The following is a 14,978-nucleotide window of genomic DNA, read 5'->3' on the forward strand; positions in this document are numbered from 1 at the left end:
TACAGTTCGGTGAGGCGGCAGTGCGCGCTGATATCCTACATCATAGCAAACACGGAAAGAGGCGTTTCATGCATATCCTGATAGTCCGCAATAACTCCAATGCGAAGGCGGTCGACGCATCGCTGCTTCTGGCGGCTTATCTGGGAGCTCAATCGATCGACTACCGCCTGGTCGACTCGTCGAACCTCAACTATCTCGGCGATACCGACGACATCGGGGTGATCGGACCCGATACGTGCGATCTGGCCGTGGTGCTCGGCGGAGACGGCACTATCCTGCGCACCGCGCGCTTGGTAGGTTGCACGGGCGTGCCCATCCTCGGCATTAATTTCGGACACCTCGGGTTTCTGGCTAACGCGAGCGACGAGGGGGTCGTGGCCATCGTGGCAGCGGCGCTTGCCGAAGATGCGGTGCGAGAGCGGAGGACGAACCTGCGCATCGACGTGCTCTGCGAAGGCGACGATCTCGACGACGTGCCATGCGATGACGAGCCCGTCCGGACCGAGAACGGAGAGCTGCGCAGCTTCTTCGCGCTCAACGAGCTTGCGATAACTCGCGGTGCCATGGGCCGTGTCATCGACTTCTCTCTTTCCATCGCCGATTCGCACATTGCCGATATGCGCGGCGACGGACTCGTGGTGGCAACGGCTACTGGATCGACCGCTTATGCGCTTTCGGCCGGGGGACCGCTCGTGTCTCCGGGATTCGAGGGGCTGGTGGCTGTACCGCTCGCCCCGCACACGCTGCATTCGCGGGCCATCGTGACGGCGAAGAACGATGTGGTGGAAGTGGATCTGACGAGCAACCAGGCGTCGCGCGAAGCGACGCTGTTCGTTGACGGCGAGCTGCTCGTATTCGAGCGCCCCGTTGCCAAGGTGTTCGTCCGCGCGGGTGCGGCACCCACCATTCTTCTGCGCTACAAGTGCGAGACCTTCTACGACCACGCCGCAAAAGTGTTCTTCTAAGCTGCCGCTGTTCGGTCGGGTGCGCACCCGTTCAAGAGGCGGTGTTTATCGATAACGCGTTTTTGCTCGAGAATAACCCTCGGATGCAGGCGAACCGCCGCTTTGCGAAGTGTGGAAAGCCGCTACGGCTTTCCGTGTGCGAGTGTTTTCCCTATATCGCCCGATCATAGTTCGCTGAGGATAACATTTGAGCTCCGAAAAGGGTCCCAGATGATGCCTCGGCGTCGCAAAGCGACGGTTCGCCTGCATTCGAAGGCCGTTTTCGTGCAAAACTACCCAACGCAGATTGTGTCCCGCTTCGGAGCGTGGCAATCTATGCCAGAAGGCCTGTCGTTGCGCGAGCCAACCGCTTCGGCGCGGTGGCGGCTTGGCGATATCGACAAAACCTCGGTGCTAGGCCGGCGGGGCGACATCGATCCGCTCGCCTGTCTGGGCGTCGAACAGGTGCATGCATGCGATCTGGGCGCGCAGTGCGACGGGTTGGCCTGGGCGGAAGCGGCCGAGCGCATCTATGTCGGCTTTGCCTACAACGCGTGTCCCGCGAGTTTTCGCGATGAAATACACGTCGGATCCGATGATCTCCTCGCGCTCGAACTGCGCGTCTAACAGGAGGGAGTTGGCCAATCCGTCCCGCATGCCGATGCGCTCGGACGAGGAAGGGGGCCTTCCGCCCGGCGGCTCGATCGCGACATGCTCGGGTCTGAATCCAGCGAGCAGCGTGCTGCCCGCGTAGCGTGGCGGCACGCGGGGCATGGTACCGATCAGTTGAGGCAGCTGCACCCCCTCGTCACCCGTGCAACCCGAGGGCATGCGGGCCCCGGCGCAATCGCCCGAGTGCTGCGTGCCTTTGAAAACGAACCTGCCCCCCTCGATGTGGCATTCGAGGAAGTTCATGCTCGGCGAGCCGATGAATTCGGCAACGAACAGGTTCGCGGGTTTGCGATACAGCTCTTGCGGCGTGCCGATCTGCTGTACGCGGCCTTCGTTCATGACGACGATCCGCGTGGCGAGCGTCATGGCTTCGGTTTGGTCGTGCGTGACGTAGAGAATGGTCGCTTCGGTTGCGCGATGGAGGCGGGCGAGCTCATCGCGCATCTGGGCGCGCAGTTTCGCATCGAGGTTCGAAAGGGGCTCGTCCATGAGGAAAACTGCCGGCTCGCGCACGAGCGCCCTTCCGATGGCGACGCGCTGCTTCTCGCCGCCCGAGAGCTTCGGGGGTTTTCTGTCGAGCAGGTCGGTAATCTTGAGAAGCTCGGCTATAGCGCGCACGCGCGCCGCCCGTTCGCCCTTCGGTATCTTTCGAACCTTGAGGGGAAACGCGATGTTGTCGAATACGGTCAAGTGGGGGTACAGCGCGAAATCCTGAAACACCATCGCCACGTTGCGTTCGGCAGGCGGGGTGCGGGTGACGTCGGCACCGGCGAAGCGCACGGACCCTTCGCTCGGAGTCTCGAGACCGGCGATCAGACGCAACGTGGTCGATTTCCCGCAGCCCGACGAGCCGACGAATACGATGAACTCACCTTGTTCGACGCACAGCGAAAGTTCGTCCACCGCGCAAACCGAGCCTTTGGCGTATGTTTTGCTCAAGCGAACCGTTTCGAGAAACGCCATCTTAACCATCCTTTCGAGCATGTGCCGCGCCGCCGCTATCCCATCGCGCACAGCCGCGCATCGCACCCGCCGCGAGCACGGTCGAACCCGCGGCAAGCGCGACCGAGCAAATCCACGGGAACAGCAAGCGCAGGTCGGTAGCGCCTTTGGCGGTGGAGGCGATGAGGGCGACGCTGTCCGAAGCGGCCTCTGCCGCAGACGCCCATGCGGAAAAATCAGACCAGACGCTCGGGAGGTACCGGCCGAACTCCGGAAGCGACGAGGCGAAGGTGGCAGTAGCTGCAACGGCAACGAGAGCGGGTACTGTGAAGCCGAAGAGCGTGAGCGGTACAGGCATGGTTTCGCGCGTGCGAAAACGGCGGCAACGTATCGACGCGAATACGCCGAAGGCGAGGGGATAGGCGAGCAGGGCAAGAAACGACGCAAGCGAAAGCAAGCCGTATTCGAGCTGGTCGCACTCGATCGAGAGCGTCGAGAGGAGCGTATCCGCCGTGATGGGAAAACCATCTTTGTCGAGCTTCGCTGTGGTGAGGCGCGTGTAGACTGGATTGCCGGTATCGGCTTCGTTCCGGCTCGCAGACCCGTCCATCTGCGGCCAGAAGACGAGCGAATACGAATCGCATGTAGAAGCAGCCTGTTCGCATATCGCCTGAGCCTCGCTCTGCGCAATCCCCGCACCCCGCAGCACGAAGGTGCTCGCGTTCGCGCAGGCGCCGGTGAACGCGAGGTAGAAGAAGACGGATGCGCAGAAGCACGCGCACGATGCGATCAGCACGGCTATCGCTTTGAGCGGAATGCCTCCCAGCGCTCGGCGCAACCTGGGCGGCGATGTTCTGGGCGAGCTCGTCAACGTTGCGCTTATGCCTTCCAGCGCTCGGCGCAACTTGGGCGGTGCGGCGAACGGTGCATGCGGGACCTCGGCATCTCTGCGAAGTGCCGGACGCAAAGCGGTGAAAACCGACGGCGAGAAGCGATGATGTGTGCGACGCGTCCTAGGCATCGACCGCACGCACCTTGCTGCCTTCGGCGAGCAGGCGATCCGCTCGGGCAACGACGTCCTGTTGCGAGGAGAGCGCGCCGTCGGCGAGCGCCGCGCAATCGGGCCCGGTGCGCAAAACGGTAACACCCGTTTTTCGGGCGACAAGCTCGGTGCCCGAAAATCCCTGTTGCTCGGACGCTACGTAGACGTACGCCTGATTCCCTTCGAAATGCAGCGCCTCGAGCGGCACGCACGAGCGGTACGTTTTATCGTCGATGATCTGGGCGGAAGGTTTCTCGGTCGCAACGAGGACGACGCCCGTATCGGCGACGGCGCGCGCGAGTATGCCGAAACAGATCATGGACACGAGGAAGGCGTACAGGGCGCAGGCTGCTTTGCGTTTCATCAGCGCTCCTTTCGGGCGGTCGCGGCGATTCCCCGTTCGAGGTATTCCTGTCCCATCAGGAACACGAAAACGGCGGGCACGGCGGCCAGTACCGCCGCGGCGAACACGAGTCCGGCGTTGTCGAAGGCTATCGTGGGTTGGAAAAGCGAGAGTGGCCAAAGCGCTTGATCTTTGAGAAACGCGAGCGGCTGTTCGACGATGCTCCAGTATTCGAAGAATCCGAGCACGAGGGCGGCGAAGATGCCGGGTAGGCCGAGCGGGACGCCGATCGTGAGAAAGATACGCACTTCGCCCGCGCCGTCCAAGCGGGCCGATTCGATGAGGTGGTTCGGTATGGTGGCGAAGAAATGCCTCATGATGAACACGGGGAAGGCCGAGAACATGCCGGGCAGGATGATGGCTGCAAGCGTGTTGTTGATGCAAAGCGCGTTCAGTGCAAGATAGTTCGGCAACATGACCACCTGAAACGGCAGCATCATCAAGAGCACGTAGAGAAAGAGCAGCGCGTTTCTGCCGCGGAATTCGCAGCGAGCAAGGGCCCATGCGGCGGGCGTTGCAACAAGAAGCTGACCTGCGAGCACACCTGCCGTGATGGCGGCGGAGTTCCAGAAGAGGATGTGGTAGGCGGGCGTGTCGACGAGTACGGCAACGTAGGATTCAGCGGTCGGATAGGGGGGAAGAAGCGGCGGCTGCGCATATCCTTTGCCGCCTGCAACCACACCGCCGAGCGCCGAAGAGAGCTCGGCATGATCCATGAGCGATCCTGCAACCAGCATCGCGAGCGGAAAACAGATGGCGAACCCGAGCAGCGCGAGAGAAAGCGAAAGGACGACCGTGCGGATGCGTATCGCCTCGCATGTCCGCTGCGGCTTCCACGCCTCCGCGCGACCGCATGCCGCTGCATGCCCCCGCTTTCGTGCCGAGCGATCTTCCCTTCGCCGCCACGTCTTTCGCGCCCTGTGCGGCCCTCGGCGCTCGGACCTCATCGGTCCACCTGCTCTTGCTTGGACCACAGGCGAAACAGTACGCACACAACGACGGACAGCACGATCCCCAAAACCACGCCGCCCGCAGCAAGCTTGGCAACCGAAAGGCTCGCGAACCAGTTGTTGAACAGGTGGGGAAGCAGATACATGCTTTCGTGCGGGTAGCTTCCCGCCACAAGGTACGCTTCTCGATACACCTTGAACGCGTTTGCAAGGGCGAGTATCGCCACGACCGCGCCCGAGGGGGCGAGCAGAGGAAGCGTGATCCGAGCGGCGATCTGCGCCGAGTTCGCGCCGTCGATGCGCGCCGCATCGTAGAGGCTTTCGGGTATGCAGGAAAGCGCGGCGAGCCACAGCACGATACAGTAGCCGAGGTTGCGCCAGAGATAGCTAGCCACAAGCACCCAAAACGCCGCGTCGCTCGTCAGCCACGCAACGGGGTCGATTCCGAACAGGTCGAGGATGCCGTTTGCGATGCCCTGAGCATCGAACGTAACGCTCACGAGCAGCGCCGTCGTAAACACAGGAACGGCGAGCGGCAGCAGAAACGCCGTCTTCATAAGCCTTTTGAACGGCGTGCTCGCACACAGCAGCAAGGCGATGGCAAGCGAGAAAGCAAGCAGAAGCGGAACGCACACGGCTACGAACTTCGCCGTATTGCCCGCCGCCATCCGAAACGCCTCGTTTCCGAGAACGGCCGTGTAGTTGTCGAGCCCTGCGAAATCCGCTCCCGTCGAAGTAGTGAACGACCTGCGGATAACGTCAAGCAAGGGCACGAGGAAAAAGGCGGAAAGGCCTACGAGGCTTGGAGCCAGGAAAGCTCCGGCGAGAACTGGTTTCGGCTGACGCGGCATAGCGGCTCCGGTTTCTCTACTCAGCCCGGTACAGGTTGATCTTCTGCATCGCGCTGCTCACGGCTTGGTCGAGCGTCGCCTCGTCTTTGCAATAGGCGAGCAGTTCGGCTGCGATGATATCGCTTGTCGTCTTGTCGGGCATAGAGCACTGCGTGGCGCTTTCGATGAGCGCGCACTGCTTCGCTACCTCCTCTTCGGAAAACCCACCTCGTGAGAACGACGATTCCTCCGTGCCGCCGTCTCCCATGACGGCCATGCCATAGCCGCCCGATTCGAGCGATGTTTTCGTGAAGGCGGTCTTGCTCACGGGCAAGCCGGCATCGAGCGTTCGCTGCCCCTGCTGTTGATCGGAAAGGAGATACGCGACGAAATCTTTCGCCTGTTCGGGCTCGGTGGTAGTCGCGTACACGCCGAGGACGGAGATCGGCGCGAACACGCGGTTCTGCGAAAAGCTCAAGGGTTCGAGGACGCATTCGAACGGCGCATGCTCGATTCCGAGGCTCGCCGCTCCGAAGCTCGAAATCGACAGGAGCGAGGCGATTTCGAGCCATTCGTCGGTGGGTCCGCTTCCGAAATCAAGGATGCCCGAGCCGTTGATCGCCCATCCGTTGCCGTCGATGCTGGAAAGCACCGTGCCGAGGTAGTCGTATCCTTCGGGAGCGTTTTCGAATGCATTGTCGTTCAGCAGGAGGAGGGTTTTCACGCACGAGAAGAACGTCGCGAGCGCCTCCTGGTCGAGTGTTTGGTTCTCGTCCAGGATGTTCTCGTAGCTTGCGGCGTAAAGCGCCGCCACCGAAGCATACGCGGAGAAACCCCCGTTACTTTCGCGCATCGATTCGGCGTATGCCGTCAGGCCTTCGAGCGTCTGCGCGCGCTCGACCGCCTCGGTGCTCGCAAGGATTGCGGGAACGGAGAACTTGGTGGGGATCGCGTAGCACGCCTCTTCGGTTGCGAAGGCTGCAAGGACGGCTTCGAAGTACTCGCCGCCGCTTGTAAGCGTATCGTGCAAAACGTCCGAGAGGTCGAGCAGCACGCCTTCGCTTGCGAAATCTTCGATCGAAAGCCCGTCGAGCACGATGACGTCGGGACCTGTACCTGCGAGGATGTCGGCGTTGAGGACGCGCAGGGCATCATCGGTCGAGACGCCCGAGTTAGCGGAGATGCCCACGCGCACTTCGATTGCAACCTCCGGGTGCTCGTCGCGGTACGTGGCTGCCGCCTGCTGGATGGCGGCGTTGTCTTCGAGCGCGTACACCGTGATGCTCGAGCTAGTTTCGGGCGGTTCACCTAGGGGATAGCGGTAGAGCGTGTAGGGTTCGGTCAAACCGCCCCGGCTGTTGTAGAGGACTGCGATGTCGTCGGGTCCGGCGCCTACGATCAGGCGCTCGGCGTATTTCCCCGTGTTCGCAAGATTTGTGGCATCGCCCGAGGCGATGATGGCCGCCTCGCTTCCCGTGCACTCGTAGAGCGCTCCTTGCGAACACGCGAACAGGCCGCCCTCGTCGCTCGACCAAACAGGAGATGCGCCATCTGCCGAGTCGGCTGAGGGAAAGATGCTTGCGAACAGCGATTTCTCTTGAGCGGTCAAGGAAACTTGCTCTCCCGAATCGTAATCGAACACGTAGAATTCGCTTGTCGGGGTGCCGTCGTTGCCCGTGCTCACGCTCGCGTACACGCGGCTGTCGTGCACCGTGAAGTCTCCGAGCACGGCCCCGCTGGGCAAGCGGTACTCGCATACCTTCGCGCCGGTCGCGTGATTCGCGCGGTAAAACGAGCCCGTCCAATCCGAGGCAAGCACCGTCTCGTCGTCGAAGGAGCGCAGCTTGCCGATCCTTCCCGCCGGCAGGGAAACCTCGCTGTACGATCCAGGATCGACGAGGTAGCAGCCGCCGTCCGATCCGTCGGCAGACGCCGTGGAGCACAGCAGGCTTCCCTGCGGGGTGAGGCACGAGGCCATGATGGAGGTGTCGGGCTCAAGCGAATCGAGCAGGGCTTGGGTGTCGAACAGCGCTTCCCAGTATCCCTCGGAGGCCTGCACGTACACGGTGGTGTTGAGCGATCTGGTGGTCGAGGCTGCCATGGCGAGCGTCGCGTCGCTCAGGTACGCGATGTCGTCGACGTGCACGATTCCCGAGGGAAGGGGGACGGCTTGCTCGAAGCGAGCTTCACCGCTTCGAGCGGGTGCGTCTTTACCGCCTGTTGCAGGTGTGCAGGCGGGAAGACAGAACGCTGCGGCGAGGATGACGGAAAGGGCGAGCGCGAACACCCGCGGATACGGCCTCGCGGACGGAGCCGCTGACGGTTTCGCCGGCGCAGGCGCACTCGGCCGCGGCGCGCTCTGCGACCTTCTCGGCTGCAGCGACGCACTCTGCGGCCGTAGTGCATGCGGCAACGTGAAGAGCTTCGGGTTCATGGTGGTCCTTTCCTGCGGGTTTCGTAAGGTCGCGACCGCTTTTGGGCATGGCGTCGCCTTAGCCCTGGTCGGCTGAGGTCGGTTCGGATGAAGCGGTTCCAACGTGTGCGACGGCTATTTGAGCTCGAGCCTGTATGCGGTTGCGGTTCGGTAATCGACTGTTTGGATACAGAATCTCGAGAGATCCAGATTCTTGCCCGTACCGCCGTTTTCTAGGGCTTTGTTCGCGACGGTGAACGGCAAAACGAGCGTTTGCATCTCGCCGGGCTCGAGGGATATAGGCGCTGTCTGTGGGCCCTCAGGTGCAGGATCGTTGAGGGGAAGGTATTCGTTGATCAAGTGAAAAGCGTTGAAATCAAAAGTCGCTCCCGATCCGAGGCTTCCATCGGAAAGGGGCCCTGCCTCCCAGCCGGTTTCGCCGCTTTCGAGGATGATGGCTTCGACGGGGAAGTCGGCCCACGTGTCGGTCCAAAGCCAGAAGTTGGGTAGAGCCGCTCTTCCAAACGATCCGATCGAGCCCGAAATGGTTTCATCGGAGGTGTTGGTGACGGTTGCAGACACTAGCACGATGGTGCTGTCCTGAAAGGGTGTGGGCTGGTATCCAAAATCCCAATTGTAATAATCCGGATGCAGTTCGGCAAAAGCGGACCCCGATACTGCCCGCGCCTCGTCGATGCGCATCTCGAACGAAGGGTATTCGTACTCCCAATCGCCCGTTTGCTTCAGATGCTCGATGTATTCATCGACGGGAAACGCGTCTCCTGTTTCGTCAATCGCCGAATACCGGTCTTCCTCCCAGGTGAAGGCTACGCCCTGGACAATCTTCTCGAGCCGCGCCTGATCGTTGAACGGGTATTCGACCACCTGCTCAACGGCGGTTCCGTTCCCGTCGTACATGCCGGAAAGGAGAACGGATTCAGGGCCGTGGGGCGTGCCGGGAATATAGCGTCCCACGAACCATCCCATGGCAAGGGCGACTACGACCAGGCTTACGGCGCCGAGTGCCGCGCGTTGTGTCCGTTTGCTCTGCATGGCGCTCCTTTCGGTAGCGGGATTTCTCGATGTGCCGTAACGCTACCGTCGAAGCTACCAGTTTATTCGGGGATTCTGCAACGGTGAATTTTTTCACCCTGGCTATGAGCTCGTGCAATGGTATGGTTCACCGTAGTATTATGCACGAAATCAAGCAGAGGTGCGAAGGGCGGTTGGTTGATGGGTTGGTTGTCGGTGGCGGCTATCCTTGCAGGCACGGGAGTCGTGTTCGTCGTGTGCTGCGCGGCGATCGCGCGGGCTTCGTTCTCCGAAACCCTATCGAGGGCGAACTTGCAGGTTGCCGTCTATTACGGCGCGGTGTTCGCCGTTGCTTTGTTCGGATGCCTCGCGGTCACGCAAGCTGCAGGTACGGGGGCCGCTGCGGTGTTCTCCCTTGGTTTGTGCACGGTGTCACTCGCTGTGGGATGGTTTCTCTCTCGCGTTTGGAGGCGTGCCGAAGAGGCCGAGCTCGCCTCGATTGACGAGCTGCGCGCTTTCGTCGCAAGCCATCAGGACGTCGAAGCCACGCTGGAAGAGCGGTGCGCGCGCATGGCCCGCGAGTGCGATCTTACCCGACGTGAGGAAGCGATCTTGGGCCTGCTGCTCGAAGGCAAGACACGCTCCGAGATAGCCGATGCCCTCGTGGTTTCCCAGAACACCGTGAAGACGCACATCCGCAACCTCTACAAAAAGATGGGCGTGTCGGGCAAGTCCGAGCTTGCCCACGTCATGGGGGAGTGCCGCGCAGAAACCCGCTAACGTGCGGGCGTTGCGCACCGGTGAGGAGTGCAACGCCTAGCCAAAAAACGTCCATAGGGATTATCTTTGGCAAGGATTGGGCAGCAACGCTCGGTTGATGGTCGCGTGTTCCCGCTGACTCCGATTCTGGCACAGAATTCGAGGTTTGACAAATATCCAAGAAATTACTTAAATACTTATATACAGAGAAATCTGTGATCAGGGACTATGTAAATTGGTTATCGGAAAAATTTAAGTACATTATTCCTTAATTGTCAAACCTCGCATTTTGTGCCAAGATCGAGGGTCTGCTGCTCGAAACCCGAATCGAATACGCGCGCTCGGAAAATTGATGTGCCGAATTCGGCTCGTTCCGCCGCCGAACCGGGACCGGGGCGCCCCCGTTCGGGGCATGCTCCCGCGCAGCGGATGTCCCGAACGGGGGCCTGGTGCTCTGCGGTGCCGTGTCGATATCGGTTTGACAGCGCAGATCGATCCCGCGCGTATTGCTCGGACGGAGGTGCCCCTGAACGTCTACTTGTGATAGTAGCGGTGCTGCTCGTACTTCGGCTCGCAGCACACGTTGATGCCGAGCGTGCGGTAGAGCTTCTCGTCGGTCGACGATATGATCACCGAGAAAAACGCGTCGCAGCCCCGAAGCTCGCCGGTGTGTTCGATGATCTCGGCCGCAAGTGGGTTCGTGACCGAGCTGATCGAAAGCGCGATGAGCGTTTCGTCGGAATGCAGGCGCGGGTTCTTGTGGTTCAGGTGCTCGGTCTTGAGGTGGCAGATCGGCTCGATGACCGAATCGCTGATGACGTCGATGTCTCCCGTGCCTCCGAGCTCCTTGAGCGCGTTGATCATAAGCGATGATGCGGCACCTAAAAGCGTGGATGTCTTGCCGGTGACCACCTTGCCGTTCGGAAGCACCATCGCGCCTGCGGGGGATCCGGTCATCTCCTCTTTGAGAAGCGCCGCCGAGCGGGCGGGGGAGAGGCTCGCGTTTACGCCCGCCTGGTTCATAAGCAGCTCGAGCTTTTCCACCTGCTCCTCGCCGACTCCCGTGCGCTTCACGTCCACGGCAGTCTGGAAGTAGCGGCGCACGATCTCCATCTTGGCGGCATCGTTGACCGCTTCTTCGTCGACGATGGCGTAACCTGCCATGTTCACGCCCATGTCGGTGGGCGATTTGTAGGGGCTTTCGCCGCCGATCTTCTCAAGCATGGCCTTAAGCACGGGGAATATCTCGACATCGCGGTTGTAGTTGACGGTTGTCTCGCCGTACGCTTCGAGATGGAACGGGTCGATGGTGTTCACGTCGTCGAGGTCGACGGTGGCCGCCTCGTAGGCGATGTTCACCGGGTGCTTGAGCGGCAGGTTCCACACCGGAAACGTCTCGTACTTCGCGTATCCGGCTGCGATGCCGCGCTTGTGCTCGTGGTAGAGCTGCGAGAGGCAGGTGGCCATTTTGCCCGAGCCGGGTCCCGGTGCGGTTACCACCACGAGCGGACGCGTGGTTTCGATGTACTCGTTTTTGCCGTAGCCCTCGTCGCTTACGATGTGGTCGATGTCGTAGGGGTAGCCGGCGATGGGGTAGTGCATGTGGCACTTGATGCCGAGCCCGTCGAGCCTGCGGCGAAACGCTTCGGCGTCAGGCTGGTTCGCATAATGCGTGATAACGATGCCCCCGACGAGAAAGCCCATCGAGCGGAAGTTGTCCAAAAGGCGCAGAAGATCCTCGTCGTAGGTGATGCCCAAATCCCCGCGCTGCTTGCTCTTCTCGATGTCGTTCGCGTTGATGGCGATGATGATCTCAACATCATCGACCAGGCTCTTGAGCATGCGTATCTTCGCATCGGGTTCGAAGCCGGGAAGGACGCGCGCGGCATGGTAGTCGTCGAAGAGCTTGCCGCCGAATTCGAGGTAGAGCTTGCCGCCGAACTGGTCGATGCGGTTGCGAATGTGCTCGGCCTGCAGGGCGATGTACTTGTCGTTGTCGAATCCGATGCGCATGGCTTGAGGGCGTCCTTTCACGATGGCGGGCGGTGGGCGAATTCGTGCGCCGCAGCACAGGCGGGCGCACCGAAAACGATTATAGCTTACTTTCGCTCGGCAGCGCCGTGTGGTTCGCATCCTGTGCGGCCTTCCGTTCGGCTCCGCGCTTGCCCGCAGACGCGTTGCCTCCTCGCTGACTCCGCTGCTTTCCGCCTAGGACGCGTTGCCTCCCGCGCTGGCTCCGTCGCTTCCAGCTTCCCCTTGCTTGCGTGTTTCAAGCGTGTGAAATCCTGTCGCCCGCATGCCGTGCTGCTGCTTTTCGCGTAGAATAGAAAAGCGTTTGGAAGCGTATGCATATCGCTCCAGGCGCTTTTTTCTTGTCGGGTTCGTCGTGCTCTGTACGATGGATTCCGGCATCCGATACGCTTCGCATGCGACGGCATGCTTTTGCAAGGGAGGACCATGGCCAAGCACATCTTCGTAACCGGCGGTGTCGTGTCATCGCTCGGCAAGGGCATCACCGCTGCCTCCCTCGGGCACTTGCTCAAGGCGCGTGGCTACAAGGTCACCATGCAGAAGATGGATCCGTACTTGAACGTCGATCCCGGTACCATGTCGCCGTTTCAGCACGGGGAAGTGTTCGTGACCGAAGACGGGCACGAGGGCGATCTCGATCTTGGACACTACGAACGATTCATCGACGAGAACCTCACGCGGGAATCGAACTTCACCCAGGGCTCCATTTACCAAAGCCTCATCTCGCGCGAGCGTCGCGGTGATTTCCTCGGCGGCACCGTGCAGGTGATCCCCCATGTAACCGAGGCCATTAAGGAGCGTTTGCGCCGCGTTGCCGAGCAGAGTTCGGCCGACATCGTCATCTCCGAAATCGGGGGTACCATCGGAGACATCGAATCGCTGCCGTTCATCGAGGCGGCCCGTCAGTTCAAAAAGGAGAAGAAGCCGGGAGACGTGCTATTCGTGCACGTGACGCTCGTGCCCTACATCGCTGCTGCCCACGAAGTCAAAACCAAGCCGACGCAGCACAGCGTGAAAGAGCTGCGCTCGATCGGCGTGCAACCCGACTTCATCGTGTGTCGATCCGATCACGACATCTCTGATGCGGTGCGTGAAAAGATCGCGCTCTTTTGCGACGTAGCATCCGACGAGGTGCTTGCCTGCTCCGATGCACCCTCTATCTACGAGGTGCCGCTGAATCTGCACGTCCAGCGCTTCGACGAGAAGGTGCTCGATCGGCTGGGGCTTGCGCAGCGTGCGATCGACCTTGCGCCCTTGAACGCGTTTCTTGCCGCATCCGCCGGATGCGACCGGGAAGTCGAGGTGGCCGTGGTGGGCAAATACGTGAGCCTTCCCGATGCGTACCTTTCGGTTATCGAAGCGCTCAAGGTGGCGGGCGTGCATCACGGGTGCCGGGTTGAGGTGCGCCTTATTGACGGCGAGGCGATCGACGCTTCGAATGCTGCCGACATGCTCGGGGGTGCAGACGGCGTCCTCGTGCCGGGGGGCTTCGGCAAGCGCGCGTTCGAGGGAAAGATTGCCGCCGTGCAGTACGCCCGCGAAAGAGGCGTTCCGTTTTTCGGAATCTGCCTCGGGCTGCAGGCTGCGGTCTGCGAGTTCGCCCGCAACGTGGCGGACATGCCCGGTGCGACGTCGGCCGAATTCGACGAGAAGGCCGCTTATCCCGTCATCGATCTTATGCCCGAGCAGGAAGATGTGGAAAACAAAGGAGGAACCATGCGGCTCGGGGCGTATCCGTGCCGCGTCGTGCCGAACACGCGCGCTTACCAGGCGTACGCAGAAGAGGTTGTCTTCGAGCGCCATCGCCATCGTTTCGAGGTGAACAACGCGTTTCGCGAAAGGCTTATCGAGGCGGGGCTCGTCATTGCGGGCGTGTCCCCCGACGGAAGGCTGACTGAGATGATAGAGCTTGCCGACCATCCCTGGTTCGTTGCGAGCCAGGGTCATCCCGAGTTCAAGAGCCGGCCGACAAGGCCCCATCCGCTGTTCCGCGATTTCGTGGGTGCGGCGATTGCTCACCGCTCAGGACAGTCGTAGTGGTTGCGCATGCTCGACGCTGAGATCCGGGAATACACAGCTTACTTGAGCATCGAGCGCGGCAGCTCGCCTCTGACGGTGTCGGCTTACGAGCACGATCTGAAGTCGTACGCAGCGTTTCTCGAAGCGCAGGGGGTAGCTTCGCTCGAACGGATCGACCGCGATGCCGTGCTCGCCTACGAAGCGGAGCTCATCGCTTCTGGCTTGGCGCCTTCGACCATCGAACGCCGCGTCTCGGCGATCAAGGGGTTCCACCGATTCCTCGTACGCGAGAACATCACGGCGAAAAACCCCTCTGACACGCTTCGTCTGCCCAAGGTTCCCGATACGCTTCCCGACGTGCTTTCGATCGAGCAGGTCGACCGCATGCTTTCCCAGCCTTCGGAAGACGGTGCGGCGGGCTTGCGCAACCAGGCGATCCTTGAGATCCTCTACGGTTGCGGCTTGCGGGTAAGCGAGCTTACGGGTCTCGATCTCGGAAGCCTGATGCTCGAAGAGGGGTTCGTGCGCGTGGTGGGGAAAGGTTCGAAGGAACGCGTTGCGCCCATTGCAGGTACGGCCGAAGAGGCGCTGCGCGAGTACCTCGAGCGCGGCAGGCCCGAGCTGATGAAGCCGTACGCGAAGGCGACTTCGGCGGTGTTTTTGAACGCGCGGGGCGGTAGGCTTACCCGGCAGAGCGTTCATGCGATCGTGGCACGAGCGGGGCTTTCGATCGGCGTGGAGAACCTGCATCCCCATACGCTCAGGCACTCGTTTGCGACCCACCTGCTTTCAGGCGGTGCCGACCTTCGCGTCATACAAGAGATTCTGGGGCACTCCGACATTGCCACGACTCAGATATACACCCACGTCGACCGAACCCACATCCACGACGAGTACATGAGCGCCCATCCGCGGGCGAGGCACAAGGGGTAACCGGCCGG

At 61.3% G+C, this 14,978-nt stretch carries 12 protein-coding genes; 4 read left to right on the forward strand and 8 right to left on the reverse strand.

Translation table 11 applies throughout. The features are described 5' to 3' along the window. Nucleotides 1-68: 68 nt before the first annotated feature. Complete coding sequence (locus FJE54_RS09930) at nucleotides 69-965, forward strand: NAD(+)/NADH kinase (RefSeq protein ID WP_139652629.1); 897 nt, start codon at nucleotides 69-71, stop codon at nucleotides 963-965. A 393-nt stretch (nucleotides 966-1,358) separates the two neighbouring features. Here FJE54_RS09930 and FJE54_RS16515 read toward each other — a convergent pair whose 3' ends face one another. From FJE54_RS16515 to FJE54_RS09965, 7 genes are all read right to left on the reverse strand, one after another. After that, entirely contained in the window at nucleotides 1,359-2,579 is a 1,221-nt protein-coding gene (locus tag FJE54_RS16515) for an ABC transporter ATP-binding protein (RefSeq protein WP_139652630.1), read from the reverse strand. A gap of 1 nt (nucleotide 2,580) precedes the next feature. After that, entirely contained in the window at nucleotides 2,581-3,354 is a 774-nt protein-coding gene (locus tag FJE54_RS09940; RefSeq protein ID WP_139652631.1) for a hypothetical protein, read from the reverse strand. A 217-nt stretch (nucleotides 3,355-3,571) separates the two neighbouring features. After that, nucleotides 3,572-3,964 carry an efflux RND transporter periplasmic adaptor subunit gene (locus FJE54_RS09945; RefSeq protein WP_139652632.1) on the reverse strand — a complete coding sequence of 131 codons (393 nt, stop codon included), beginning with the start codon at nucleotides 3,962-3,964 and terminating at the stop codon, nucleotides 3,572-3,574. Continuing rightward, entirely contained in the window at nucleotides 3,964-4,719 is a 756-nt protein-coding gene (locus FJE54_RS09950; RefSeq protein WP_218971919.1) for a carbohydrate ABC transporter permease, read from the reverse strand. The genes FJE54_RS09945 and FJE54_RS09950 overlap by 1 nt, the downstream gene beginning before the upstream one ends. A 227-nt stretch (nucleotides 4,720-4,946) precedes the next feature. Next, the gene (locus FJE54_RS09955) at nucleotides 4,947-5,804 is read right to left on the reverse strand and encodes a carbohydrate ABC transporter permease (RefSeq protein ID WP_139652633.1); all 858 of its coding nucleotides are present in this window, start codon (nucleotides 5,802-5,804) and stop codon (nucleotides 4,947-4,949) included. A gap of 16 nt (nucleotides 5,805-5,820) precedes the next feature. Then, nucleotides 5,821-8,217 (reverse strand): ABC transporter substrate-binding protein, encoded by a 2,397-nt coding sequence (locus FJE54_RS09960; protein WP_139652634.1) that lies wholly within the window; start codon nucleotides 8,215-8,217, stop codon nucleotides 5,821-5,823. Between the two features lie 114 nt (nucleotides 8,218-8,331). Continuing rightward, the gene (locus FJE54_RS09965; protein ID WP_139652635.1) at nucleotides 8,332-9,249 is read right to left on the reverse strand and encodes a hypothetical protein; all 918 of its coding nucleotides are present in this window, start codon (nucleotides 9,247-9,249) and stop codon (nucleotides 8,332-8,334) included. Nucleotides 9,250-9,429: 180 nt separating this feature from the next. Between FJE54_RS09965 and FJE54_RS09970 the strand changes: the two genes are divergently transcribed. Then, on the forward strand, nucleotides 9,430-10,008 hold the full coding sequence (locus FJE54_RS09970) for a helix-turn-helix transcriptional regulator (protein ID WP_139652636.1): 579 nt from the start codon (nucleotides 9,430-9,432) through the stop codon (nucleotides 10,006-10,008). A gap of 513 nt (nucleotides 10,009-10,521) precedes the next feature. On the opposite strand, the gene FJE54_RS09975 is transcribed toward FJE54_RS09970, so the two are convergent. Then, complete coding sequence (locus FJE54_RS09975) at nucleotides 10,522-12,000, reverse strand: DUF1846 domain-containing protein (protein WP_139652637.1); 1,479 nt, start codon at nucleotides 11,998-12,000, stop codon at nucleotides 10,522-10,524. A 444-nt stretch (nucleotides 12,001-12,444) separates the two neighbouring features. Here FJE54_RS09975 and pyrG point away from each other — a divergent pair, with 444 nt between their 5' ends. Together pyrG and xerD are read left to right on the forward strand one after the other, a co-directional pair. Next, a complete protein-coding gene (pyrG, locus tag FJE54_RS09980; RefSeq protein ID WP_139652638.1) occupies nucleotides 12,445-14,055 on the forward strand; it encodes a CTP synthase in 1,611 nt (536 codons plus the stop codon). Nucleotides 14,056-14,064: 9 nt separating this feature from the next. Beyond that, the gene (xerD, locus tag FJE54_RS09985; RefSeq protein WP_139652639.1) at nucleotides 14,065-14,970 is read left to right on the forward strand and encodes a site-specific tyrosine recombinase XerD; all 906 of its coding nucleotides are present in this window, start codon (nucleotides 14,065-14,067) and stop codon (nucleotides 14,968-14,970) included. Nucleotides 14,971-14,978: the final 8 nt, after the last annotated feature.

The sequence above is a fragment of the Raoultibacter phocaeensis genome (assembly GCF_901411515.1).
Lineage (GTDB): Bacteria > Actinomycetota > Coriobacteriia > Coriobacteriales > Eggerthellaceae > Raoultibacter > Raoultibacter phocaeensis.